24 protein-coding genes are annotated in these 25,125 nt (G+C 65.3%); 16 read left to right on the forward strand and 8 right to left on the reverse strand.

The features are described 5' to 3' along the window. The coding region (locus G3N58_RS19625; RefSeq protein WP_205999981.1) for a mechanosensitive ion channel domain-containing protein at window positions 1-2,287 on the forward strand (2,287 nt) is incomplete at its 5' end. Window positions 2,288-2,463: 176 nt separating this feature from the next. Here the strand turns inward: G3N58_RS19625 and G3N58_RS19630 are convergent. Further along, a complete protein-coding gene (locus tag G3N58_RS19630) occupies window positions 2,464-2,973 on the reverse strand; it encodes a cysteine dioxygenase family protein (RefSeq protein WP_241016533.1) in 510 nt (169 codons plus the stop codon). Window positions 2,974-3,269: 296 nt separating this feature from the next. On the opposite strand from G3N58_RS19630, the gene G3N58_RS19635 reads away from it, so the two are divergent. Next, window positions 3,270-3,752: an Lrp/AsnC family transcriptional regulator gene (locus G3N58_RS19635; RefSeq protein ID WP_167284642.1), complete on the forward strand. Its 483-nt coding sequence runs from the start codon at window positions 3,270-3,272 to the stop codon at window positions 3,750-3,752. Between the two features lie 45 nt (window positions 3,753-3,797). Here G3N58_RS19635 and G3N58_RS19640 read toward each other — a convergent pair whose 3' ends face one another. Beyond that, window positions 3,798-4,058: a hypothetical protein gene (locus G3N58_RS19640; RefSeq protein WP_167284643.1), complete on the reverse strand. Its 261-nt coding sequence runs from the start codon at window positions 4,056-4,058 to the stop codon at window positions 3,798-3,800. Further along, window positions 4,039-4,557 (reverse strand): DUF2778 domain-containing protein, encoded by a 519-nt coding sequence (locus G3N58_RS19645; protein WP_205999982.1) that lies wholly within the window; start codon window positions 4,555-4,557, stop codon window positions 4,039-4,041. The genes G3N58_RS19640 and G3N58_RS19645 overlap by 20 nt, the downstream gene beginning before the upstream one ends. Before the next feature lie 345 nt (window positions 4,558-4,902). Here G3N58_RS19645 and G3N58_RS19650 point away from each other — a divergent pair, with 345 nt between their 5' ends. Continuing rightward, window positions 4,903-5,115 carry a hypothetical protein gene (locus G3N58_RS19650; RefSeq protein WP_167040239.1) on the forward strand — a complete coding sequence of 71 codons (213 nt, stop codon included), beginning with the start codon at window positions 4,903-4,905 and terminating at the stop codon, window positions 5,113-5,115. A 45-nt stretch (window positions 5,116-5,160) separates the two neighbouring features. Here G3N58_RS19650 and G3N58_RS19655 read toward each other — a convergent pair whose 3' ends face one another. Next, window positions 5,161-7,707 (reverse strand): FUSC family membrane protein, encoded by a 2,547-nt coding sequence (locus G3N58_RS19655; RefSeq protein WP_205999983.1) that lies wholly within the window; start codon window positions 7,705-7,707, stop codon window positions 5,161-5,163. A 131-nt stretch (window positions 7,708-7,838) separates the two neighbouring features. Between G3N58_RS19655 and G3N58_RS19660 the strand changes: the two genes are divergently transcribed. From G3N58_RS19660 to G3N58_RS19675, 4 genes are all read left to right on the forward strand, one after another. Further along, window positions 7,839-8,231, forward strand: coding sequence for an Arm DNA-binding domain-containing protein (locus tag G3N58_RS19660; protein ID WP_205999984.1), 393 nt, complete (start codon window positions 7,839-7,841; stop codon window positions 8,229-8,231). A 186-nt stretch (window positions 8,232-8,417) separates the two neighbouring features. Beyond that, on the forward strand, window positions 8,418-8,612 hold the full coding sequence (locus G3N58_RS19665) for a hypothetical protein (RefSeq protein ID WP_205999985.1): 195 nt from the start codon (window positions 8,418-8,420) through the stop codon (window positions 8,610-8,612). A gap of 16 nt (window positions 8,613-8,628) precedes the next feature. After that, a complete protein-coding gene (locus tag G3N58_RS34225) occupies window positions 8,629-9,120 on the forward strand; it encodes a hypothetical protein (protein ID WP_241017175.1) in 492 nt (163 codons plus the stop codon). Next, window positions 9,117-9,371 carry a hypothetical protein gene (locus G3N58_RS19675; protein ID WP_167040231.1) on the forward strand — a complete coding sequence of 85 codons (255 nt, stop codon included), beginning with the start codon at window positions 9,117-9,119 and terminating at the stop codon, window positions 9,369-9,371. The genes G3N58_RS34225 and G3N58_RS19675 overlap by 4 nt, the downstream gene beginning before the upstream one ends. 140 nt (window positions 9,372-9,511) lie before the next feature. Here G3N58_RS19675 and G3N58_RS19680 read toward each other — a convergent pair whose 3' ends face one another. Next, window positions 9,512-9,826 (reverse strand): D-Ala-D-Ala carboxypeptidase family metallohydrolase, encoded by a 315-nt coding sequence (locus tag G3N58_RS19680; protein WP_205990776.1) that lies wholly within the window; start codon window positions 9,824-9,826, stop codon window positions 9,512-9,514. 120 nt (window positions 9,827-9,946) lie between these two features. On the opposite strand from G3N58_RS19680, the gene G3N58_RS19685 reads away from it, so the two are divergent. From G3N58_RS19685 to G3N58_RS19715, 7 genes are all read left to right on the forward strand, one after another. Beyond that, window positions 9,947-10,162, forward strand: a complete 216-nt coding sequence (locus tag G3N58_RS19685) for a hypothetical protein (protein WP_167040229.1) — start codon at window positions 9,947-9,949, stop codon at window positions 10,160-10,162. A 10-nt stretch (window positions 10,163-10,172) separates the two neighbouring features. Then, window positions 10,173-10,589 (forward strand): DUF4279 domain-containing protein, encoded by a 417-nt coding sequence (locus G3N58_RS19690; protein WP_167040227.1) that lies wholly within the window; start codon window positions 10,173-10,175, stop codon window positions 10,587-10,589. Next, window positions 10,576-10,797, forward strand: coding sequence for a hypothetical protein (locus G3N58_RS19695; RefSeq protein WP_167040225.1), 222 nt, complete (start codon window positions 10,576-10,578; stop codon window positions 10,795-10,797). The genes G3N58_RS19690 and G3N58_RS19695 overlap by 14 nt, the downstream gene beginning before the upstream one ends. Then, window positions 10,779-11,153, forward strand: coding sequence for a hypothetical protein (locus G3N58_RS19700; protein WP_167040223.1), 375 nt, complete (start codon window positions 10,779-10,781; stop codon window positions 11,151-11,153). The genes G3N58_RS19695 and G3N58_RS19700 overlap by 19 nt, the downstream gene beginning before the upstream one ends. Before the next feature lie 202 nt (window positions 11,154-11,355). After that, entirely contained in the window at window positions 11,356-14,760 is a 3,405-nt protein-coding gene (recC, locus tag G3N58_RS19705) for an exodeoxyribonuclease V subunit gamma (protein ID WP_205999986.1), read from the forward strand. After that, entirely contained in the window at window positions 14,757-18,485 is a 3,729-nt protein-coding gene (recB, locus tag G3N58_RS19710; protein ID WP_205999987.1) for an exodeoxyribonuclease V subunit beta, read from the forward strand. Before recC ends, recB begins: the two co-directional genes overlap by 4 nt. Next, window positions 18,482-20,674 carry an AAA family ATPase gene (locus tag G3N58_RS19715; RefSeq protein WP_205999988.1) on the forward strand — a complete coding sequence of 731 codons (2,193 nt, stop codon included), beginning with the start codon at window positions 18,482-18,484 and terminating at the stop codon, window positions 20,672-20,674. Before recB ends, G3N58_RS19715 begins: the two co-directional genes overlap by 4 nt. A gap of 114 nt (window positions 20,675-20,788) precedes the next feature. On the opposite strand, the gene G3N58_RS19720 is transcribed toward G3N58_RS19715, so the two are convergent. After that, window positions 20,789-21,430 carry a VC0807 family protein gene (locus G3N58_RS19720; RefSeq protein WP_167284652.1) on the reverse strand — a complete coding sequence of 214 codons (642 nt, stop codon included), beginning with the start codon at window positions 21,428-21,430 and terminating at the stop codon, window positions 20,789-20,791. Between the two features lie 217 nt (window positions 21,431-21,647). On the opposite strand from G3N58_RS19720, the gene arfB reads away from it, so the two are divergent. Beyond that, window positions 21,648-22,052 (forward strand): alternative ribosome rescue aminoacyl-tRNA hydrolase ArfB, encoded by a 405-nt coding sequence (gene arfB / locus G3N58_RS19725; RefSeq protein WP_167040207.1) that lies wholly within the window; start codon window positions 21,648-21,650, stop codon window positions 22,050-22,052. A 104-nt stretch (window positions 22,053-22,156) separates the two neighbouring features. Here the strand turns inward: arfB and G3N58_RS19730 are convergent, their stop codons facing one another. Continuing rightward, the gene (locus tag G3N58_RS19730; RefSeq protein WP_240158864.1) at window positions 22,157-23,479 is read right to left on the reverse strand and encodes an EAL domain-containing protein; all 1,323 of its coding nucleotides are present in this window, start codon (window positions 23,477-23,479) and stop codon (window positions 22,157-22,159) included. A 565-nt stretch (window positions 23,480-24,044) separates the two neighbouring features. Between G3N58_RS19730 and G3N58_RS19735 the strand changes: the two genes are divergently transcribed. Next, entirely contained in the window at window positions 24,045-24,335 is a 291-nt protein-coding gene (locus tag G3N58_RS19735; RefSeq protein WP_205999989.1) for a putative quinol monooxygenase, read from the forward strand. A 145-nt stretch (window positions 24,336-24,480) separates the two neighbouring features. Here G3N58_RS19735 and G3N58_RS19740 read toward each other — a convergent pair whose 3' ends face one another. Continuing rightward, entirely contained in the window at window positions 24,481-24,738 is a 258-nt protein-coding gene (locus G3N58_RS19740; protein ID WP_008923870.1) for a hypothetical protein, read from the reverse strand. Window positions 24,739-25,125 lie beyond the last annotated feature (387 nt).

Below are 25,125 nucleotides of genomic sequence, written 5' to 3' on the forward strand. Positions count from 1 at the left end.
GGTTTCGGCGCCGTCGCCGGCCAGCCAGGCGGAACTCGCGCGCTCGCTCGACAGCGTGATCGCGACGCTCGACAACGGCCGTCAGCGTGCCGCGCTGGTCGCCCAGTTGAAGAGTCTGCGCGACGCCTCGCGCAGCGTCGCGCAAACCGCCGGCCCCGCCGCGGCCGCGCAGCCGAGTCCGGGTCTGCTCGGCGCGATCGCTTCGGGCATCGCGTCGTTCGAATCCGACGTGCGCCAGGGGCGCACGCCCGCGCGTTACTGGAGCGGACGCATCAACGCGGCGGCCAACGAGCTCTACACGATCGTCTCGGGCCAGGGGCGCGAGAGCCTCGGCCATATCCTGCTGTCGATGCTCGGGATGCTGGCCGGCTGGGGCGCGTGCGCCGGGCTGCTGATCTATCTGCAACACCGGTTCCGGCGGCGCTTTCGCATCGACGTTCGACTACGGCCGAATCCGACCACCCGCGAATTGCTGATCTTCGCGCTGCGCCGCGTCGGTCCGTGGATCATCGCGTTCCTCGCGGCGCTCCTGTTCGTACGCGCGATGCCCGATGCGCTCGGCCGCACGCTCGGCATGGTGGTCGCCTATGCGATCGTCACGGGCGCGGTGTTTTCGGCGATCTGTCTGATCATGTTTTCGCTGTTCGGCTCGGGGCACCGGCGCGTCGCGGTGCGCCTGCTGATCGAGCAGGCGCGGCACGTACTGTTCGCGATCGGTATTTGCGGCGCGCTCGGCGACGCGGCCGTCAATTACGACGTCGCCCATCAGCTCGGCACGAACCTCGCCGCGCTGATTTCCACCGCCGCCAACATGACGGCCGCCGTGCTGACCGGCTATTTCGCGCTCGCGTTCCGGCGGCCCGTCGCGCATCTGATCCGCAACCGGCCCTATGAGCAGCGCAACGATCACAAGGCCGCGACCGACGCCTTCGAGGTGCTCGCCGCGCTCTGGCACGTGCCGGTGCTCGTGCTCGCGAGCGCGTCGATCGTCGCCACGCTCGGCGGCACGGGTTCCAGCGAGAACGTGCTGCAGATTTCGATCGTCACGGCGCTCCTGCTCGTGCTGGCGTTTTTCCTCTCGGCGATCGTGCTGCGCATGACGCGTCCGCGCAGTGCGCGCGCGCGGCGCCGCTCGCCGTATCTGACGCGGCTGCTGCGCTTTGCCGGCACGCTCGCGACGCTGTTCGTCTGGTTGTTCTGCTTCGAATCCGCGGCGCGTCTGTGGGGCGTGTCGCTGGCCGCGGTGATCGAGCGCAGCGTCGCGGCGCGCGGCATCGCGCATGCGGCGACGGCGATCGTCGCGACCGTGTTCATCGCATGGCTGCTGTGGATTCTCGTCGATACGGCGATCACCGAGGCGCTCAATCCCGGTAGTCTGCGCAACAAGGCGCGCAGCCCGAGCATGCGCGCGCGCACGATGCTGCCGCTCGTGCGCAACGTGCTGCTCGTCACGATCGCGACGATCGCGGGCATCGTGACGGCCGCCAATCTCGGCATCAACGTGACGCCGCTGCTCGCGGGCGCCGGCGTGATCGGCCTCGCGATCGGCTTCGGCGCGCAGTCGCTCGTGACCGACCTGATTACGGGGCTGTTCATCATCATCGAGGACACGGTGTCGGTCGGCGACTGGATCGACGTCGACGGCGGCCACGCGGGCACCGTCGAGCATCTGTCGATCCGCACCGTGCGGCTGCGCGACGGGCAGGGCGCGATCCACGCGATTCCGTTCTCGCAGATCAAGATCGTGAAGAACCTGTCGCGCGATTTCGCGTACGCGGTGTTCGAGGTGCGCATGTCGTTCTCGACCGACGTCGACGAGATCATGCAACTGATTCGCGAGGTCGGTGCCGAGCTGATGGCCGACTTCCGCTACCGGCGCGAGATGCTCGGGCCGATCGAGGTGTGGGGGCTCGACCGCTTCGATCCGAACTGGATGGTCGTCAAAGGGCAGATCAAGACGCGGCCGCTGCAGCAATGGAGCGTTGCGCGCGCGTTCAATCTGCGGCTCAAGCGCCGGATGGATCAGGCGGGAATCGAGATTCCGGTAGCGCAGATGCGCGTGTATACGTCGTCGAAGGATAGCGAGGGCGAGCCTTTGCGCGATGACGAGATGACGGGCTTTGTCGCGCGCGAAGGGGCCGATGAGGCCGATGAGCGCGCGCATGCGCCGCTCGCGCCGGCCCGCGACGTATCGCACGAACCGCGACCCGCGCCGCCGCCGACCGGACAGACTGCGCCGATTCCGCCGCAGATTCCCACGGCCGGCGATACGGGCGGGAATCGTTGAGGGTACGAGCTTTCGGCGGATGTGAGGGAGGGCGTGTGTTTCATGCGGACAGGCAAGCATGCCTGCCCGCCCGTGGCATGAACCTGCTATGAGGCTATAAGGCTATGAGGCGCGCGTAGCGAAGACTTTTCTCGTGATGGCTGGCTGCCTTGCTGGTTTGCCCGCTGGGCCGGCGGCTAGACCAGTGCCGCCGCATCGGCGACGCGCACGACGTCGTTCACGTGCGTGCCGAGCTGCGTGCCGGCCACGCCATAAACATGCAGCGATATAGCGGGTGCCTCGCTGCGATTGCCGAGCTGATGAATCGCACCGCGTCCGCTGCGCACGAACGACACCGCGCCGCTTGGGCGTGCCTGCATGCGCGTCGCGCTGGCGCAGTGCCGTGCGCCATCCCATTCGAAAATCGTTTCGCTGAGCGTGCCGTCGAGCACCGCGTAACCGCACCACGTGTGATGCGCATGCACGGGACTCGCCTGGCCCGGCTGCCAGACCAGCGCGGCAATCGCATAGCGTTCGCGCGGATCGGCGGCGAGCAGATGACGCCGGTAGCTCTCGGGCGAGCCCTCGCGTTGCGCCGCCGTGAGCAAGGCCGGATCGGCGGCCGCCTCGGCGAGCGCGAGGCGCATGTTGCGCGCGAAGAAGCTCGAATGCGACGGCTCGCGGAAAGTCGCGCAGGCCTCGAACATGGCGTCGAGCGTATCGCGGAGCCGTTCGAGCGGCGTGCGCTGCCGCGGGTTCGACGCGGCGGCGGATTGCCCGGCGGCGTAGGGCCGGGCCGATGCCGGCAGTGGCGCCGGGGGCTCGGAAAGGCGCTCGAAAGCGCGGGCGCGGAGGTCGTCGCTCATGGTCGTGATGCAGCGCATGCACTGCTTGTCGGCTATTTTCGGTATCGATATTTATACCGGTTTGACCGGAGAAAGAGTTTCCATATAATTCCTCCGAGGCTCTTAAAAGTAGAATAATTTCCTATCGGGAGTGCCGTATGGGTATGGATATCATCGACCGGAAACTGCTCGAATTGCTGCAGGAAGACGCAACCATGCCGATCGCGGAACTCGCGCAGCGCGTGAATCTGTCGCAGACGCCGTGCTGGAAGCGGCTGCAGCGCCTGAAGGACGCGGGCGTGATCCGCGCGCAGGTGGCGCTGTGCGACGCGCGCAAACTCGGCGTCGGCACCACGGTGTTCGTCGCGGTGCGCACGAATCAGCATACCGAGGCATGGGCCACCGCGTTCACGCAGGCGGTGCGGGACATTCCCGAGGTGGTCGAGGTTTATCGGATGAGCGGCGAGACCGATTATCTGCTGCGCGTGGTGGTGTCCGATATCGACGACTACGACCGGATCTACAAGCAACTGATTACGTCCGTGCCGCTGTACGACGTGAGTTCGAGCTTCGCGATGGAGCAGATCAAGTATTCGACGGCGCTGCCGGTGCGGCCTCATATAACGGTGTCCAATAGCTAGTAAGAGTCCGCGATCCATAAAAAGCCCCGTTGCCGGGGCTTTCATTTACTGCTTCGTGCGATAGTGCCGCCATAGCCTCATGATCGCCATATACACCACAACAGCGACGATCAATTCAATCGCCACCATGACCGGAATATAGACATCATCGGGGTCATGCAGGCCAAACCCGTTAGCGATGCTCAACCATCTCAGTGCCTGGCTCTCAGGCATCGGCCAGGGGTAGGTGTGGACATAGCGGACGGACAGAAGGAATAGCCCAATAAACAGAGCGATTTTGAAAAGCCTACGGACAAGTATTGCCATACGTGACGACCTCGATGCTTCCATATGCATGAAGCCCTGAATTGCGCACGGGGACCGCGGCGGTACGCAGAAGGGCCTGGCGGATTATTTTGAAATCGACATGGCTCGGCAGGGTAATGCAGCCGAGTGAAAGACTGCGCCCGCCTGACGGATGCAGGCGGAACTGTCCGCGCTTGACACCATTGATCCAGGTTATATCGTCAATGCTGCCATCATCGCGATACAGCGCGAACCATTCGTCATGGTGAGAGGAGCTGCCGAGGAACGTGTTCCAGGCGTCTTTTGCGCCTGCAATAGTCCTGGAGCGGATGCCGCCTGTAGGACGATCCACGATCCAGTATTTACCGGCAGGAATCGGGCCGTTATCGGGAATAGCTGTGTATCCACCCTTGTTACGGTATGCGCCGTTTCCCGAATACGCTTTAAATGTGCCAATGCCCAAAATGGTAAGTGGTGATAGAGGCTCGTTATTGACCAAAAACTTTCCCGTATAGGCCATTTTTATGCCCCCTTATTCGTGATCATTTTGAGAGTCTGTGTATTTGATATTGCCGTCAAGGTAATGCCACGTGATACGACCATACAAAGAAGATTTCCTGATATTGAGAGAAGCGTTTCAACAAAGACGCGCCTTGTTTGAGTGGCGCCTTCGCTACACTGCATCAATGGCGGAGAATCGGGAAGCGACCCAGAGCAAAGAAAAATGCAAATTGACGAGAATTAACGTCATCGCAAAAAAAGCCCGCCAGTCATGTCGGCTGCAAGCCGTGTGCAAGCTCAGTGGGCGTAGAATGCCGCCTTTCCTCACACCATCCGCGATTGCTTCGCGAACCGAGCCCGCTTCATGAACAAACCGCCGCGCAAGAAGAATCCGACCTTTGGCGTTGCCGTCTTTATCGTGGTGGCGATCCTGCTCGTGATTGCCACGCTGTTCTACAACGCGATCCACGAGAAGCACGAGTTCGACGAGAGCCAGAATGCGCAGGGGGCGTCGGCCTCGTCGCCAGCGGCCGCGTCAACCGATGCGACGAAGCCCGCGAGCGGCGCTGCGCAGTAACGTCGTGCAGTAACGCCGCACGGTAACGCCGCGGCGCGTTCACCTTCATTCGTCCGGCAGGCGGATCACGCTCGCATCCTTGCGAATCTGCGCCGACGCCGCGAGCATCTGCTTGCATTGATGCGCGAGCAGTTTCATGTCGTGCACGGCATCGGCCGTGTAGTCCGGCGATTTTTCCGTTTCGACGACCATCGCATCGAGTTCGCGGTTCATCAGCTTGATCTGCTCGCTCTGCTCGGCGGGCAGGGCAGTGCCCGCCTCGGCTTCGGTGAGGTTGTCGCGCACGAGCGAAAGGGCGCGCTGCAGAGGCTGTAGCGAGATGTCCTCGACCTGCTGCTGCTGTTGCGCGGACGTGCGCAGTAGCGGCGCGGCGGCCGTGATCTGCGAGGCGAGCACGTGGCTGCGCACGAGCAGGCCGTTCAGTTCCGGCACGAACTTTTGCGCGGACTTCGGTTCGAGCATCATGCGCTGGAATGCCTGGCCGAGATTCGCGAACGCGACGTGCACGTTCTTGCGCGCGAGCCGGTAACGGTAATCGCGATCGAGCGCGGTAGCGGCCGCAGCCGCCGCGGCCGATGCGCCATGGGCGGGCCGCGTGCCCGGGTTGCCGGCCGTGGGGGTGCCCGTGGAGGCATCGGCTGTTTTCGCTTCCGCTTTTGCTTCCGCTTGCGCGACGGGCGGTGCCGCTGTAGCGGCTCCCATGCCGACCCCGGCCTCACCCCCGACCCCCGCGCCCGCGAGCACAGGGCCGGCGAAGCCGATCCCCGGATCGGCCATGGCCATCGCCGGCGCGCGCGCGCCGGCTTCGGTCACCGTGGCGACGACTGCGGCAGCGGGCTTGCCGCTCCACCACCAGCTTGCTTCGAGATACTGCCGCGTCGCGCCGATCATCGTGTTGACGAGCTTGCCCATGAGCCGGTATTCCCAGTACGGGAACAGATGGCTCGCGGCGATCGCGATCGCGCAGCCGACCACGGTGTCGATCGCGCGCTCGCCGATGATGCGCATGCTGCCGGGCGCGAGCAGATGGAACATCAGCAGCACGTACGACGACGTGAACACCACGCTTGCCGTGTAATTGAACAGCAGCAGGCTGTAGCTCATCACCATCGACGCGAACATCACGACCATCAGGATGTGCGGCTCCTTTACGAAGACGATCAGCGCGATGCTCGCCGCGCAGCCGATCAGCGTGCCGATGATCCGCTGCCCGTTGCGCTGCTTGGTCAGCGAATAGCCGGGCTTCAGGATGATGACCGAGGTCATCACGATCCAGTAGGCGTTCGTGAGCGGCAGCAGGCGGCCGAGCCAGAAGCCGACGGCGACCGCGATCGTCACGCGCAACGCGTGGCGAAAGCTCGGCGAGGCCATCGTCAGATTCGAGAAGATCTGCCCGAACGGCACGCGGCGGCTCGATACGAAGCGGCTCAGCGCCTGGTCGATACGCAGTTCGGTTTCGGTCGGGCTCGGTTCGGTCGACAGGCTCTTGCGCATCTTGTCGATGAGCCGCGTGGCGCTCCAGATGCGCCGGAAATTCGACGACACCGCCGAATAGGCCTCGGGGTCCCGCGCCGGCAGCCCCTGCTTGCGCATCAGTTCGATTTCATACTCGATCGCGCGCAGTTCCGCCTTGACGTTCACGCGCTGGCGCGGCGCCTGGTTTTGCAGCACCGCGAGGCCGATGTCCTCGAGGTCTTCGGCTGCCTTGCGGATCAGGTCGCGGTAGAACACGAGCAGATCGGAGCCGCCGAACGTGCTGCGCACGAGCGTGTAATCGATTTGCGCGCCGACGAACAGCTCGTGCAGATCGACGGTATTGATGAACAGGTTGTAGAGCATCGCGCGGCGCGGTTCGAGCTTGCCGCGCCGGAACCTGGGCAGGTTGCGCAGCACGATGTCGCGCGCGGCGTCCTGGCGCTCGACCGCGGCGATCTGCATGGCGACGAGCTTGCGGTAGCACTCGTCGAGATCGTTGTCGAGATCGTAGAACACGGCGCGCGCGAGCAGATAGTCGGAGCATGCGAACACGCTTTCGGCGAGCGCTTGCTGCTCGATCCGATTCAGCATCCAGCGGCTCACGAAGGTCGACCAGTACGTGTACCAGAGGCCGCCGAGCAGAATCCACGAAGCGTTGACGAGCGCCTGCTGCGGCGTGAAGTGATCCTCGAGCGTCATGATCATCATGAACAGCGTCGCGAAGCTGATCTGCGGCCAGCGGTTGCCATACACGACGATCAGCGACAGCACGAACGTGAGCGGCACGACGGTGCACCACAACGCGACCGGATTGACGGTGGCGAGGCCGGTGGCGAGCGCGGACAGAAAGCCGATCACCGTGCAGGCCAGCATCTCGTTGTGCTTGTACTTGAGCGGGCCCGGCATGTCGACGACGCAGGCGCCGAGCGCGCCGGTCGCGATCGTGAAGCCGAGCTCGCGATTGTGAAACACGATCAGGCACAGGATGGCCGGTAACGACACGCCAACCGCGATGCGCAGGCCGCCATAAAAGTACTGGCTATAAAGGAATTTTCTTATTTCGACCGAATAGAAAAATGGGTTATTTCTTGAGTCGAGTTGAGCGGTTCTGGACACCTGCAAATCCTTGTCAGCAAAGGGATTTGGTATAACAATCCGGTCTAAATCAGTTCAATCTAACGCAAAGCATTGCGCCCAATGTTGGGGGTAAAACTGGGGGGTGGATTGAGGGCTCGGAGCGTACCGCAATGCGAACCATCAACCGTCTGACCGCCGCCACCATCAAGCGACTAATCAGCAACTCGCCTAAGAAAGCACGATATTACCTGGACGGCGACGGACTGAACATCCAGATTACGCCGACCGGCGCGGCAAGTTGGGTTTTGAAGTATCGACTACACAATCGGAGCCGTGAACTTGGGCTCGGCCGCTGGCTTCGGGCACCGTGGCAAGCCTCCGGTGCCCGCATCGGGACTTTGCCTGCCCTGCGCGGGCTTTTTTTCGGTCTGTTGCGCACACACGATTGTCGAACCGGGCCGCTCGCTATCCGAAGCGAAGACGGCGGCGCGAGCCGTTCGCCGTTGCGACGAACTGTTGAAGAACGTGCCGCCAGGCGTCGGCGGTCGCCAGAAAACGACTGACGCCGCCGACAGTAGTTTTTCGCGGAAGAAGGCGGCGCGCGGCCATCGTTGTATACGTTGATTTGCATGTTCTCCATCAGGGGTTAGCCCTTCAGCGGGCAAATTCGGAGTTATCTGATAGCGCGCGAGCGGCCCGCGCTCCTACGGTGAAGGTTTCACCCACGGGAGGAACCCATGAGGCACGCAATGACCTTCACCGAACGCAAGCAAATCTGCACCGCGTGGAACAATGCCGTCAACGCGCTGGCCGCGTTGCACGTGCTGGTGAAGCACGACGAAGTGAGGGAGTTTGTTGAGCAGGCTTGCGAAGGCCTGCTTGATCGGCGCGGGGTGGTGCTCACCGGCACAGGGAACCCGCTGCATAGCGGAGTCCCTGACTGATGCCAGGTGTCTGAAAATGGAGCAAATGAAACAGGAAAACGGTTGGGCGGATTGGTTGGACCAGAAAGAGTGCCAGAGTTGTCGCATTACCTATTCGATCTATTCCAACTTCCCGCCGATGCCATCATCGGCACGGGCTTATAACGTCGAGACCGGCGAGTTCTTTCCGTTTGACCGGCTGCGCTCGCTACCAACCGGTTTCGCTATGCTCGAAGCACAGGGGCTCGCATGGACGTGCAATTGTCGCGGACGCTCACGAACCCCGCCGCAGAACCTCGGCAATGCACAGCCGTTCAGCTACCAACCGGGTGCGATCAGCGACGATGTGCATGACATCGCGGCGCGCGGAGTCAGCGCAGCTGAGGAAGAGGAGTGCGATGCGATGTACGAAGCACGGATGACCTATTGCAGTGCGCTCAGCAAAATGTATGGTGGTGACATGCGCACTTATCTGGCGTGTAAGGATCAAGCCTTCCAGGACTATCAAGCGTGCAGGGGATATCGATGACTGAATATTTTGTGTCTTACTACGACCCGGAATCCGGCACTATCAAGACAGGATTTGTCGACTCGCGGCTATTCAAAAACGCACGAATAAACATGACAATGTCCCACGAGGTAGGCAAAGACCATCCGATTGATGATGAATTTGCCCGTCGCTTGGGCGGTGCGGCGCTTCTCTGGTTTGCGACGCAATACCCGGAGCTTCGTGATTTTCTCGAAGTCACAGATGGAAAGGGTAACAAGGTATCGATTTAATATTTCATTGAGGGATACAAGAATATCGATAGAGCGAGTTAAAGGCCGCTGGTGTAGGTGGCACCACCCGAGCCCGAAAAGTGCGCGGTCAACACCTGCCGCCGACCGCTCTTGCCCGGTACGGGAATCGCAAAATGCACTCACGTCTCCTCCTGAATAACCTGATCGAAGTCGATGTCGCTCGACTCCACCTCGCGGCAAATCTGGAGCGGCGTGCCGAACCCCGGGCAGATGAAATCAGCAGCAAGGCCCGAGCGGTGCACGCTGTTCGACACACCATCCACGGTGCGATTCACCGCGTCGGATCGAAAGCCCGACGAAATCAGGATCGGTTTATTGCCGAGCACCGTGCGCACGTCTTCAAGTGCAGCGGTGAGTGCGTGCAGGTTCTTCAGTTCGGTCGCGTCCGGTACGTTGCGCAGCCCGAGCCGCGCCGCACTGCCAGAAGACCGCACTTGAGAAATTCCAGTCGGTCGGTACTCGCTGCATCCACAATGTGCCCGTCATCGAGTCGCGTGCTGTGCGCTGGTCGGAGAACGAGGTGGACGCGTGGATTTACGTATCAGCCGGACGCGATGAGCGCCGATACCGAAGAACTTGCCGCGAGCACGAACGATCCGGACTACGCAGCGAAGATGCTTGGGTATGACCGCAAGACGTTCGGAAAAATCTTGCACATTTTCAAGCCAGACAATGGTTTGGGTCCAGCCGATAACGTCATCTGGCATGACAACGGTGACGTGTATTTTAAGGGTAGCTACATCGGAAATTTTCATGGCTGGGCGGACTGAGATAACTCCAATGAAAGACCACCAACTTGCGCACGCGACCTTTTACATTTCTGGAGACTCATTGGAGCCAGCTTTCTGGTCGGCGTACTTTAACGTCAAGCCAGATTTGGCGATTACCAGGGGCCAGCCGTTCATTACACCGTCGGGACGGCCGAGCCGCATTCCCGGACGCGTTGGTCTTTGGAGGATAGGCAGTGAAGTCGCCGTCCGTAGCAACTCGCTAGAGCCGCATTTGCGCTACCTCGTTGAGCGTCTTGGTCTGCCGCGTGCCGATCTTCGGCAGATACTTGTAGACAATGGCGCTCGAATGCGCTTCTTCTGCTACTGGTACAACGAAAGAGGCGACCGCGTACCTGATGTGCCCGACGATATCCGCACGATGATGGGAGCGATGGGTGGCACGGTCGAGATTGATGAACATCGATAGAGCATCGCTCGAATACACAAGCCGATCCACGCCGCCGCCATGGCCGCTGAAGCGGGCGGGCTTGGGCGAAGCCTATACGTGGTATCGGGTGCTTTGCGCGCAGGTGCATACGAGCGTGTCAAGCCTGATCGTGCGTCACGCGAGCCCGGAGCGGATGACCGAACTTACTGTCGACCGGATGACCCGCCCGTGGTCGGGACGCTGCTGATGATCGCGGTCTATCTGCTGGTGCGCGCCGGGGGCGAACTGCACCGCTTTACCGATCTGACCGAAGCCGAAGTGCAGGCGGTCGGCGAAGAAGCCAGCGGCGTGTGGGAAACCGGTCAGGCGGAAGGGGGGCGTGACCTGAAATCCGGGCCGCTGTGCCGTTCGTCAAGGTCGGTACGTGTGTCGGGAAGGGCGGGGGCACGAAGCCGTCAGGCGAATTTTAAAGAATCCGTGCGTCGGAATTTTTCAAAGAATTATATTGGGGGTTGGTGGGGGTGTTTTTTGATGAAAACCCCGTATTACAAGGGTTTCAGGCTGATATGTCGATTTCGACCGAATAGCGCATCGACTACCTGAATCCGTTCACCGAGAAAACCGCAGTTGAAGAGACAGCTCGAAAACTGCCGTCGAGTCTAACTGATTTTGCGCGCGTTCTGACCTCGTCCGTTCGGCCAGGTTATGCCTTGGGGAGCGTGTTTGTTATGCTGTCGCTTCAATGCCCGCCGTGGCTTGCGCGCCGCTCATGCGCCGCCTGCGAGCTGCGCCTCACCCGGAATCCATGCTCCAGCTCTTCTACTCGAACCGCTATGAAACGCTGGTCGGCGCGCTGCTCGACGACCTCGCGCAAGCGCCCGCCGACCCGTGGACCGCGCGGCCCGTGATCGTGCCGAGCGCGGCCGTGCGCAGGCGGCTCGAGCTCGATATCGCCGCGCGCCAGGGCATCTGCGCGAATGTTGATTTCTGTTATCTCGCGCAATGGCTGTGGGCGCGGATCGGCGGCGTGATCGAGGTGCCGAGGCAGTCGCCGTTCGCGCCGGACCGGCTCGTGTGGCGCTGCTACCGGCTGCTCGAGAACGGCCATGAGGCGGACGCGTCGCTTCCGTGGAACGCGTCGCCGCGTCTGCGCACCTATCTCGATGCGGCCGACGCGTCGATGCGCTACGAACTCGCGCGGCGCGTCGCGACCGTGCTCGACCACTATCTGACCTATCGCCCCGAATGGCTGCTGCAATGGCAGAAGGGCGGTTCGATATTCGCGGGCGGCATGCCAGGCAACGGCGCCGACGAGACCGGCCCGCGTCTGAGCGGCGCGAGCGACTCGGCGCGCGAGGACGAGCGCTGGCAGGCCGCGCTGTGGCGCGCGCTGCTCGCCGAACTCGCGCAGGCCCACGGTCATGCGCAAACGTCCGCGGCCGCGTTGCCGCCCGCGTATCGTTTCCTCGACGAAATCGGCACGCTCGACCTCGAAGCGATCTCGAACGCGCAATGGCCCGAAGCGGTCAGCGTGTTCGCCTTGCCGACCATGCCGCCGCTGCATATCGCGTTGCTGCGCGCGCTGTCGCGCTGGATCGACGTGCGCCTGTACGTGATGAACCCGTGCCGCGAGTTCTGGTTCGACGTGGTCAGCGAAGGGCGCGTACAGGCGCTCGACGCGGCGGGGCAACTCGACTATCAGGAAGTCGGTCATCCGCTGCTCGCCGAATGGGGGCGTCAGACGCAGGCGCAGCTGCATATGCTGCACGAGCTGACCGAGAGCGCGGCCTCGGCCGAGACCGGCGACTTCACGGAAAATTCAGAGCCGAGCTGGCTCGCGGCCGTGCAGAACGGCATTCTCGATCTGCGCAACGAAGCCGATGCCGACGAGTTGCCGCTCGAACGCGGTATCGAGGTCCATGTTTGCCACAGCCTGTCGCGGCAGCTCGAAGTGCTGCACGACCGCTTGCTCGGCTGGTTCGACGAATTCGACGATCTGCAGCCGTCCGACGTGCTCGTCGCCGTGTCCGATCTCGCGGCGGCCGGCCCGTTGATCGACGCCGTGTTCGGCACCACGCCCGCCGGCGACACGCGCCGCATTCCGTATCGGATCACCGGCTTGCCGCCGTCGCAGGCGAACCCGGTTGCGCGGCTGCTGCTCGACTGGCTCGCGCTGCCCGAGCGCAGTGTCGGCGCGCCGGACCTGATCGAATGGCTGCGCGTGGACGCGGTCGCGGTGCGCTACGGCATCGACGCGAATTCGCTCGAAACCGCGCAGGAATGGCTCGCGGCGGCCGGCGCGCGGCGTGGGCTCGCGCCGCTCGAACCAGCCGGCGAAAACGTGCCGGTCGCGCGCCACACATTTGCCGATGCGCTTACGCGTCTTTACCTCGGCTACGCGATGCCGGCCGGCGGCGAGCCGGTCGACGCGTGGTTGCCGGTGGAAGGCGCGGACGGCTCGGATGCCGAACTGCTCGGCCGCCTGTCGCGTTTCGTCGACGACATCGACAGCTTCGCGGCGCAGTGCGCGATCGAGCGCACGCCGGCCGAATGGTCGCAACAGCTGCTCGAAACGCTCGCGCAGTGCTTCGACGGCGGCGTCGATTTCGCCGATTCGCTCGCGGCCGTGCGCGATGCGCTCGACACGATGAGCGACGCGATGCAGGCCGGCGCGCACGACGTGCCGCTGCCCGCCTCGGTGATCCGCGGCGCGCTCACCGAAGCGCTCGACGACCCCGCGCGCGGCGGCGTGCCGTGGGGCAGCGTGACGTTCTCGTCGCTCACGAGTCTGCGCGGCCTGCCGTTTCGCGTCGTGTGCCTCGTCGGCATGGACGACGGCGTGCTGCCGAGTCTCGCGCGGGCCGACGAGTTCGATCTGATGGCCGCGTTCGGCAAGGCCGGCGACCGTCAGCGCCGCGACGACGAGCGCAATCTGTTCCTCGATCTGCTGCTCGCCGCGCGCGAGCGGCTTTTCATCGCCTACACGGGCCGCAGCATTCGCGACAACGCGCCGCTGCCGCCGGCCGCGCTCGTCGACGAACTGCTCGATCATCTCGCGCAGGTGTCGGCGGGCGAGCGCGCGAGTCCCGCGGAGGTCGATGCAGCGCGCCACGCGTTCATCGTCGAGCATCCGTTGCAGGCGTTCGCCTCGAACTATTTCGCGGCTCAACCGGACCTGTTCACCTACGACGCCGATCGCGCCGAGCTTGCCACCTTGCTCGCCGCGCCGCGGCACCCAGCCGCCGCGCCGTTCTTCGATCAGCCGCTGCCGGCCGAGGAGACGCATGAAGTCGGGTTCGACGATTTCGTGCGCTTCTGGCGTCATCCGGCGCGTTCGCTGTTGCGCGACCGCCTCGGCGTCGCGTTGTCGGATGCGCAGGGCGAGTTGCTCGACACCGAGCCGTTCGATCTCGATTACGCGGGGCGCGACGCGCTCGCCGAGCGCCTGCTGCCGGTGCTGCTCGATGCAGGCACGGACGACGACGCGATGTTCAGCCGCGTGCGCCGCGTCGCCGAGGCGAGCCCCGAGTTGCCGGGCGGCGCGACCGGCGCGGTATGGCGCGCGCGCGAATTGAGCGCGTTGCAGCAACTCGCGACAAGCGTGCGCCGCGAAGTGGCCTCGGGCATCGAGCGCTTGCCGTTCGTGCTCGACGTGGCGCCGCGCTGGCCCGCCGGCGCCGATATCGTCGGCGCGCTGTTCGGCCCGCACGATGCGCTGCTGCGCGAGGCCGCCGAAACGCCGCTGCAATTGCGCGGCACCTTGAATCTGCTGACCGGAACGGGGCAAGTGATGTTTCGTTATGCCAAGGCCACTGCGCGCGACTATCTGTCCGCGTGGCTCGCGCATCTGGTTTATTGCGCGGTGCGCCCGGATGGCCCGCGCCGCACCGTATGGCACGGCAGCGGCGAGAGCTTCGAGCTCGCGCCGGTCACAGCGCCGCTCGACGAACTCGCGCCGTTGGCCGCGCTCTTCAAGGCCGGGCGCCGCTTGCCGCTACGCTTTTTCCCGAAGAGCGCGTGGACGAAAATCAGCGAAAGCGATGCGGCGGCGCAGGGCGTGTGGATCAACGACCGCGTGCGCGGCGAGTCCGACGACCCGGCACTGCGCATCGCGTTGCGCGGCACGCCGCTCACGCTCGACGAGCCGTTCGGCAGCCTTGCCGCGATCGTCTTCAAGCCGCTTCTCGCACATCTGCGGAGCGCCTCATGAGCGGCACCTTGCGCGATCACACGCTGGTGGCCGAGGAACTCGACGTCTTTGCCTGTTCGCTCGACGGCGTCAACCAGATCGAGGCATCGGCGGGCACCGGCAAGACGTGGAACATCTGCGCGCTCTACGTGCGGCTGCTGCTCGAAAAGAATCTGAACGCCGATCAGATTCTCGTCGTCACGTTCACGAAGGCGGCAACCGCGGAACTGCACGAGCGCATTCGCGGCCGTCTCGCGGAACTGCATCGCGCGATCGAAATGGATGACGACGGCGGCGATCCGTTCATCCAGCGGCTCTTCGAAACGACGCTCGCGCCGGAGAACGGCATCGAGCGCGAGGCCGCCTTGAAGGTCGTGCGCCGCGCGCTGCGCACGTTCGACCAGGCAGCGATTCATACGATTCACGCGTTCTGTCAGCGCGCCTTGCAGGAAGCGCCGTTCGCCGCCGCGATGCCGTTCGCGTTCGAGATGGAAGCCGACGACGCAGCCCTGCGTTTCGAACTCGCCGCCGATTTCTGGCGCGAGCAGGTCGAGCCCGAGGCGCATGCGCATCCCGCGTTTGCCGCATGGCTCGTGGCGAAACGCGCGGGCCCCGCGTCGCTCGACGAGCAGCTTGCACGGCGTCTGAAAAAGCCGCTCGCGCAACTGCGCTGGGGCAAGGTGGATGACGGTGCGAGCGCCGATCCTCAAGCCGGTTTCGATGCCGCCCGCGCGATCTGGCAGGCGGAGCGCGAGGCGATCGTCGCGCTGCTCGCCGAGGCGCAGGAGCGCCTGAGCAAGACCACGCACAAGCCCGATCACGTGAGCGCCGCGATTGCCGCGTGGAACGACTACTTCGCGCAGGGCGACTGCCATGCACCGCCGCCGCGCGCCGCGTTGAAGCTGACCGTGTCGGCGTTGAAGAAGGCAACCAAGGTCAAGTTCGAGCCGCCCGCGCATCCGTTCTTCGAGCACGCCGAAACGCTGGCCGCTGCGGTTGTCGCGGCCGAGGCCGCGCAACGCGCGCGCTGGCTTGCGCTGGTCCAGACGTGGCTCGATTACGCGCCCGCCGAACTGGTCGCGCGCAAGCGCACGCGCCGCGTCGTCTCGTTCGACGATCTGCTCGCGAACCTGTATCGCGCGCTGGCCGCGCATCCGTGGCTCGCCGATGCGTTGCGCAGCCGTTATCCGGCCGCCTTGATCGACGAGTTCCAGGACACCGATCCGCTGCAATTCGCGATCTTCAGCCGCATTTTCGCGCCGGCCGGGCCGCTGTTCCTGGTCGGCGATCCGAAGCAGGCGATCTACAGTTTCCGCGCGGCCGATCTGCATACGTACCTCGCGGCGCGCGCCTCGGCGTCCGCGTGCTACACGCTCGCGGTCAACCAGCGCTCGACTGCGCCGATCGTCGAGGCGTGCAACCGGATCTTCGAAGCGAACCCGCAGGCGTTCGTGCTTGACGGGCTCGACTATCAGCCGGTGCGCGCGGGCGCGCGGCGGCGCGCGCCGTTTGCCGATACCGCTGCTGCTGCCGGCCCTGCTGCAAGCGGCGGCGATTTCCGCATCTGGACCTTGCCGCAAGGCGAGGCCGCATTGAGCAAACGCGATGCGCAACGCGCCGTAAGCGAAGCGTGCGCGGCCGAGATCGTGCGATTGCTGCGCGGCGCGCGCGAAGGCACGGTGACGATCGGCGACAGGCCGCTTGCGCCGGGCGACGTCGCCGTGCTCGTGCAAACGCACAAGCAGGGCAGCCTCGTCAAACGCGTGCTCGCGGCATGGGGCGTCGGCAGCGTGGAGTTGGCGCAGGCGTCGGTGTTCGCGACGCTCGATGCCGAGCAGATCGAGCGCGTGCTCGCCGCGATCGACACGCCCGGCGATCTGCGCCGGCTGCGCGCCGCGCTCGCGACCGACTGGCTCGGGCTCGATGCCGCCGCGCTATGGCGGCTCGCGCAGGTAGCCGACACGCCCGCCGCCGTCGACGCAGCCGCGCAAGCATTCGATGCGGCCGACGCGATGGGCTGGGTCGAGCGCTTTTCGCGTTACCGCGTGTTGTGGCACGAACGCGGTTTCGCGGTGATGTGGCGCACGCTGATGCGCGAGTTGCGCGTCGCGCAACGGCTCGTCGCCGGTCCTGATGGCGAGCGCCGTCTGACCAACGTGAGCCATCTCGCCGAACTCGTGCAGGCGCGTGCGGCCACGCAGCCCGGCATCGCGCCGACCTTGCGCTGGCTCGCCGCGCAGCGCGAGCAGGGCGGCGGCGAAGAGGCGCAGTTGCGGCTCGAATCGGATCGCAATCTCGTGCAGATCGTCACGGTCCACAAGTCGAAGGGGCTCGAATACGCGGTCGTGTTCTGTCCGTTTCTCAATGACGGCGGCTTGCGCGAGCCGCCTTCGTCCGGCTTGCCCGATGCGCGCGAGTATCACGACGACAGCGGCGACGCGGTGCTGCACTACGGTTGCGACGACGACGAGGCCGAGCGCGCCTCGCGTTACGCGGTGCGCGAGCAGGCGGCCGAGCGTGCGCGGCTCGTTTATGTGGCGCTCACGCGCGCGGTGTATCGCTGCTATCTGGTTGCGGGCACCTACCTGTCGTCGCGCTCGACAAAGGAGTCGCGCCGCAGCGTGCTGAACTGGCTCGTCGGCGGTGCAGGCCATGCGTTCGACGCCTGGCTTGCCGAGCCGCCCGACGAAGCCGCGCTCGCGGCAAGCTGGCAGGCGCTCGCGGGCGGACCTGTCGCGCTGCAGGCCTTGCCTGAAGTGGCGCGTCGTACGCCGCTCGAAAGTCTGCAGGATCATGACGCGCAATGGCTCGCGCGAGCCTATCGCCGGCCGCTGCGCGATCAGTGGCGCATGGCGAGTTTCAGCGGTTTGATCGCGGCGGGCGGCAAGGCTGCGGACCTGCATGCGCTGCCGGAAGACGTGCGTCCCGATCACGATGAAATTGCCGACGCGCTCGAATTCGCGCCGTTGCTCGCGCCGGCCTCTGTTCCGCCAACACCTGCCTATGCCGCCGACGACATTCTCGCGTTTCCGCGTGGCGCGGCGGCCGGCGACTGCCTGCATCGCATGTTCGAACTCGCCGATTTCACCGACGCGAGCACGTGGCCCGAGGCGATTCGCGGTGCGCTGCGCGAGCGCCCGGCGCCGGCCGTGCCCGAACTCGCCGCGCGTTTGCCCGCGATGATGCACCGGCTGATCGGCGACGTCGTCACGACCGAACTCGTGCCGGGCATGGCGCTCGCGAAGCTGAATCCGCACCGGCGTCTGAATGAACTCGAGTTTCTGTTCGCTGCGCCGTCGCTCGATTTTCCGGGGCTGCGCGAACTGCTGATCGAGTACGGTTATCCCGATGTCGCGCTGGAGTCCGGCGTGTTGCGTGGGTTCGTCAAAGGATTTATCGACATGATCGTCGAGCACGACGACCGCTTCTGGATCGTCGACTGGAAATCGAATCACCTCGGCGATACCGCCGCCGACTACGCGGCCGCGCCGCTCGACGCGGCGATGGCGAGCCACGCGTATCACCTGCAGGCGCTGCTCTATACGGTCGCGCTGCATCGCTATCTGAAAACGCGGGTGCGCGACTACGCGTACGACACGCATATCGGCGGTTATCTGTACCTGTTCGTGCGCGGCGTGCGACCCGAGTGGCGCGATGCCGGTGGGCCGGCCGGCGTGCATCGGCGGCGCGCGCCGTTCGAACTGGTGGCGCTGCTCGACGCGGCGATGATCGGAGGTAGCGCATGAGCACGCCCGGCACGCCTGGCACACTCGAAGAACGCGCGGCCGCGCCGCTCGGGCTCGAGGACATCGGCGTCAATCTGCCTGCGCCGGCCGATTTCAGCATTGCGCTCGCCGAGGGTTTCGCGCGCCGTATCGGCATGCTCGCGCGGCGCGGCGGCGCATCGGGCGAGGCGCTCAGGTGGGCCGCGCGCGCGGCGTTCGCGGCGAGCCGCGCGACCGCCGAAGGCCACGTATGCGTGCCGCTCGCGACGCTTGCGCGCCGCTTCGAGGCATCGAGCGCCGAGGTGCGCGCAGCGCTGCTTGCGAGCGGCATGGCAAGCAGCATGACGGACGACGGCGCGCAAAGCGCGGCGGCATTGCGGCCGCTCGTGATCGATGAGCAAGGCCGGCTGTATCTGGCGCGCTACTACGATTACGAGCGGCGCCTCGCGCGCGCGCTGGTCGCGCATGCAACGGGCGAAGGACACGCATCGGATGCCGTGGCCGATCGCGCGGTTCATGTCGCCGCGGAATCTGCAACGGAGTTTGCCGCCGAGTCTTCGGTTCAGCCCGACGCGGGCCTTGCCGCGTTGCGCGAGCGTCTGCTGCGCTACTTCGGGCCGCCGCAAGACGAAGAGATCGACTGGCAACGCGTCGCGGCCGTGATGGCGCTGTCGGGGCGGCTGACGATCGTCAGCGGCGGGCCGGGCACCGGCAAGACGACCACCGTGGTCGGTGTGCTCGCGTGCCTGCTCGATGCGCGCGCCGATCTGCGCATCGCGCTCGCCGCGCCGACCGGCAAGGCGGCGCAGCGCATGCAGGAAGCGCTGCTCGCGCGGGCCGGCGATCTGCCGCCCGAACTCGCCGCGCGTTTGCCGCAGACGTCGTACACGCTGCATCGCCTGCTCGGGTCGGGGCCGGGCGGGCGCTTCCGCCATCATCGCGACAATCCGCTGCCGTACGACGTGGTGGTGATCGACGAGGCGTCGATGATCGACGTCGCGATGGCGACGCATCTGCTCGATGCGATTGCGCCGCGCACGCGTCTCGTCATGCTCGGCGACAAGGATCAGTTGGCTGCCGTCGAAGCCGGTGCGGTGTTCGCCGAACTGAGCGCGCGGCCGGCGCTGACGCCGCGTGGCGTGCGGCGCGTGGCGCAGGCGCTCGGTATCGGCGAGGCACGGTTCGAGAGCGCATTGCCGCGTGAATCGCGCGATCTCGGTGAGATACCCGCCGACGATTTTTTTGCCCCGCCTGACAGGTTCGAGGGTTTCGACTCAGCGCTGCCGGCGAATCTGGATCTGTTCGACGCGCCCGCGCCAGCCAACGCTGAGCCAATCGCGGAGTCGCTACCGGCGCACGACGCCAGCCCGCTTGCCGATTGTGTCATCTGGCTCGAACGCAATTACCGGTTCGGCCTCGAATCGCCGATCGGCCGGCTGTCGCTCGCAATCCGCAACGGCTCGGCCAGCGCCGCGCTCGACGTGCTGCGGATCGATCCCGCCGAACCCTGCGCGGCGGCGCTGCGCGAAGACGCGCACGCGACGCTTGCCGAGCGCACCGTCGCACGGCTCGCCGCCGGCTTCGCTCCGTACGCGGAGGCCCTCGCTGTGGCACTCCCCGGCGATACCCCCGATCCGTTGCCGCTTTTCGATGCGTTGAACCGCTTCCGCATTCTGTGCGCGACCCGTCTCGGGCCGCGCGGTGTCGATCAGGTCAATGCGGCGATGGCGGCTCAGGTGCGCCGTGCCGCGGGCGTGACGCTCGCGGTCGGTGCGCAGTGGTTTGCCGGGCGGCCGGTGATGGTGACGCGCAACGACTATGCGCTAGGCCTCTTCAACGGCGACATCGGCATTGCGCTGCCGGGCGCGGGCGGCGCGTTGCGCGTGTATTTCCGTACCGGCGACGGTTCCGTGCGGGCGGTTTCGCCGGCCGCGCTGCCGCCGCACGACACCGCGTTTGCGCTGACGGTCCACAAGTCGCAAGGCTCCGAGTTCGAGCACGCGGTGCTGGTGTTGCCGTCGGTGTTTAGCCGCGTGTTGTCGCGCGAACTCGTGTATACGGCGATTACGCGTGCGCGCGAGCGGGTCGAGGTGATCGGCGCGCGGGCCGTGCTCGCGCAGGCGATCGCGACGCCGACACAGCGCGATTCGGGGCTGGCCGCGTGGATTGCCGGTGCGAATGTGGCGATGAAGAGCGACGCGCGGAGCTAACGTAGTGAAGGGCGGTGAAGGGCGGTGAAGGGCAGCAAGGAGCAAGGGGCGGCGACACGCCGGACGATGCGGCTGGCGCGAGGCATAGTAGCCTTCTCTTTCGCGCGCCACCCTTCAGCCTGCGATCCCGCTCGCGCGCGCACTCGCCTCGACACGGCTGCGCATCGTCTTTCGATACCACAGCGTCCACAGTGCGAGCGCGCCGTAGATGCCATAGCCGATGAACGGCGACACGATCAGGAAGCGCCCGATCGGCCATGTCAGCGCCATCCAGGCGCGCAGCGCGGTTTCGCCGGTCAGGCCGAGGCCCCAGATCAGCGTCATCGTTCGTATGGCCGGTGCGAGACCCGGACGCTCGCGCCACAGTGCCTCGAAGCGCGCGGCGCCGCCTTCCATTTCGCGCGCGACCGTCGCGCGGGCGAGATAGAAGATCAGCGGGCGGCGCATCGGCAGCGATAGGAGAAACGCCACGCCAACGGCACCGGACACGAGCGATTCGCGCAGCAGCAGCATGCGCGGGCTGCCGCCGAGCGCCATGGCCGCGACGGACAGCACGATGCCCGCGATGACCATGGCGCTGAGCGCATCGACGCGGCGAAAGCGCGCCAGCTCGATCGCGCTCCAGACGAGCGGCGGCACCGCGGACGCGATCAGCGCGCCGGTTTCGCCGAGGCGCGGCAAGGCGAGGCGGTAGGCGAGCCACGGCAGCAGGAAGTTGACGGCCAGTTCGAGCACAAAACCGGGACGAATCTTCATGTTAATTTACGCTGTAAGCGAAAAAGGCAGTATCGATGAACAGGCCACGTCGACGCAAATAGTTTTTCGTCATGTTCGCGGCCGGTGGTCCGTCGCTTCACGCGGGTGTGGGTGTTTCACATGACCGGCTACTAGCGGGGGGCCGCGCTGTCCAACCCGCGCCACACGCATTGCCGCTGCCGCTTGTACACTGACCGACCTTTGCCCGATCCCGCCCATGACATCCCGCTATCCGATCCCGTCGAACGAAATCGAATTGACCGCCGTGCGTGCGCAGGGCGCGGGCGGCCAGAACGTCAACAAGGTGTCGAGCGCCATTCATCTGCGCTTCGACGTGCGGGCTTCGTCATTGCCCGAGGTGCTGAAAATGCGCCTGCTCGCGCTGTCCGATCACCGGCTCACGCGCGACGGCGTGGTGATTATCAAGGCACAGGAGCATCGGACTCAGGAGATGAATCGCGCGGCGGCGCTTGCGCGGCTCGACGAGCTGATCGAAAGCGTCAGCGTCACGCGCAAACCGCGCGTCGCGACCCGGCCGACGCGTGCATCGAATCTGCGGCGCCTCGACAGCAAGGCGAAACGCGGCGAAGTCAAATCGGGCCGCGGCCGGGTCCACGAATAACGGCACATCAACAACGAATCGCAACGCATAGCAGCGAATAACGGCGAATAACGGCGAATAACGGCGAATAACGGCGAATAACGGCGCGAACCGCCGGCGCTCGCTCAGGAGCGCCGGGCTCCGCGCTGTCCTGGGCGCGCGTCCGCGTTTGCCGTCGCCGGCACGAAATCGACGCACAGCACATGCATGCCGTCATGCTCGAACGCGATTGCCGCGGTGTAGCAGTCCTGACCGTCCGCGAGCGAATAGTGCGGGCCCATCATCGCGACGCGTCCGGGCGCGGCGAGCGCGTGCCGGAAATACGCGCGCCGCGACCAGTTGCTGCGCGTTTCGGCATAGAGCGGCGCGAGCCGCTGCGGAGGCGGCGGCACCGAGGCGGCCGTCACGGACGGCCGGGTCTGCTCGCCCTGGCCGTCGGTGAGAAATACGCGGCGCGCTTCGGGCAGATGCAGGATTTTTTGCGCCGCCTGTTCGAGGTCGCCGGTTGCCTTGTAGAGGTCGGCGGCGGCGAGCAGCGCTTCGGCGAATCCTTCGAAGCCGAGCCGCGGGTGAGCGTCGTGCGCGCGTTCGTAGTCGGCGAACTTGCTCCAGATCGATTCGACGAGCTTTGGCACTTTCGTGCAGGCCGCCTGCACCGAGCCCTTCGGCTGGCCGAACCAGAAACCCTGCACGAAATCGACGTCGGCCTGCATCAGGAGCATCAGCTCCTCGTCGGTTTCGACGCCTTCGGCCAGCACGAGCGTGCCGGATTGATGGAGCATCGCGATCAGGTGGCTGATCATCGAATCGTCGCCTTCGTGCTTGCCGGCCCGCGCGACGAGCGAGCGGTCGAGCTTGACGATGTCGGGACGGAAGCGCCAGACGCGGTCGAAGTTCGAAAAGCCGGTGCCGAAGTCGTCGATGGCGATCAGGAAGTCGCGCGGTTGCGACGCCGCGAGCATGCTCGCGACCGCGGATTCATCGTCGGCGGGCTGCTCGAGCACTTCGATCACGATGCGCTCCTGCGGTAGCCCGAAATGCGCAGACAGCTCGTCGATGAACGCGCGCTGCGGCCAGCCGGTTTCGAATACCTGCGGGCGCGTGTTCAGAAACAGCCACCCCGTGCTGATGCCTTGCTCCATGAAATTGGCGACGTGCAGACAGCGCGCGATGCGGTCCAGTTCGCGCGCCTCGGTGGCCGAACGCGTGCCGGAGAACAGCACGTCGGGCGAAACGGGCAGGCCGACCGGGTCGAACGCGCGCAAGAGCCCTTCGTAGCCGACCACGCATTGATGCGTCACCGACAGCACCGGCTGGAACACGCTGTGCAGCGTCAGCGCGCGCCATGTCGCGGTCCAGCCTGATTCGCCGCGGACCAGATGCGGGAGCAGGCCGCTGACGGTCAATTCGCTGACGGATGGCATGGAAGCGGGCATGAGAGCTGACATGGGAATCTTGCGGCAAGCGGGTGAGGGGGCGCGCAAACCCATTCGGCGCGCAACGGTTGCACGCCCGAAGCGTCGACGGGGCACGACGGATACTGCCCGCAAACGCGAAGCGCGATGCCAGCCATGCTGGACTCCGGCGAATTGGTCAAAACGAGTCTAGCAGTTTGCAGGGGGCAAGAATGTGCGGGTTATCACAGACGCCCGAGCACCCTGGCGGTCAGCAAACCGGCTGCTCACGGCCATCCGATCATGCGTTTCAAACAATGTGCCGGCTTGTCTTGCGCGCTTGTCTCGCGCGAAACCGATGCTCAATCGCATGCTGTATCAGCCGAGGGTAGCAGGGTGGTCAGTGGCCGCCCGCCAAATTCCAGGCGCGGACGGTGCTCGGGGGCGATGGCCGGGATTGTGTCTTTTCCTGACGTGTTCGACGCGTTCGGTTCAGGGCGCTGGGGTTGGTCGAGGCGGCACGGCGGTGTCGTTCGCGGAGCGCGGAGCGTGGACCGCATCGCGGGCAGAGTCGGCGAGCGGCAGGTATGCTGCTGCTTTTTGTCGAAAGGAGAGACGCATGTCGGAAATCGCGGTGGTCGCAATTTCGGTGGCAAAGCCGGGGTACGAGGAGCAACTGCGCACGGTACTGGAAGGCATCGTCGGGCCGACGCGCAATGAGCAGGGGGTGCTTCAGTACGACCTGCATCGCGATGTGCAGGAGCCGCGCCGGTTCGTGTTCGTCGAACGTTGGGAGAGCCAGGAAGCGCTTGCTGCGCATGCGAAGTCGGCGCATGTCCTGGCGTACCGGAAAGCGGTCGCCGACTGGGTCGAGCACTCGGAAATTCGCGTCGTGTCGAAGATCGTCTGAGTGTCTGTGGGTTGAAGCGCCGCAAGCGGGCAGGTGCCGGGTGAAGAGCCCGGCGCGCACCGGGCACGAGGCGGCGCGTTGGTCCGGCTGGATCGGCCAGGCGGTAAGGCGGCCGATCCGTCGCGCCGCGGTTTGCCGCCGGGCATCAATGCGTTGCTTGCGGTACGTCGAGGATCAGGATGATGGTCCAGTCCGCGTCGCCGTCATGGTGATACTGGCGTTCCGCGACGATGAACGGCTGCTGCTTGCCAGCCGGGCCGAGAAACAGCACGTCGCCTTCCATCGGCAGGCATTCGACGGGCGGCAGCGCGAGGTACGCTTCCTGACCGCCACGCGGCATCAGTTTTTCGATTTTGCGAGATGCTGCTTCCGTCCATTCGATATCTAGCTGGATGTTGCTCATGCTGTCCTCCGCACCGGGGTGCGCACGGGTTAGGGATGCCGGCAGGGTGCCGGCCGGTGCGCGACTTTAGCATACCGAAAGCGGCGGCCCGACGGCATGCCGCGGCGAACGGGCGATGGCGGGCGGATGCCAGCAAGCGCGCGAACCGGGCCCGCCCGGGCGGGGCTCGAAGGGATGTCGCAAGCCTGTTTCCGCAGAGCGTTTGGGTGCGTGCATCGAACAGGTATCGAGCATGCCGGATCACCACCGCCATGCCGCCACGCACTGGCGACACAGGCCCCGCCTCACGCGCTTTACGCGCCGTATCCGAAATCTATGGTCGACACCGGGCGGACAACAAAAAAGCCGAAACCGGCGGCGCCAGCTTCGGCTTTTCACTTCACGGCA

The organism is Paraburkholderia sp. Ac-20342 (assembly GCF_017104985.1).
Taxonomy (GTDB): domain Bacteria; phylum Pseudomonadota; class Gammaproteobacteria; order Burkholderiales; family Burkholderiaceae; genus Paraburkholderia.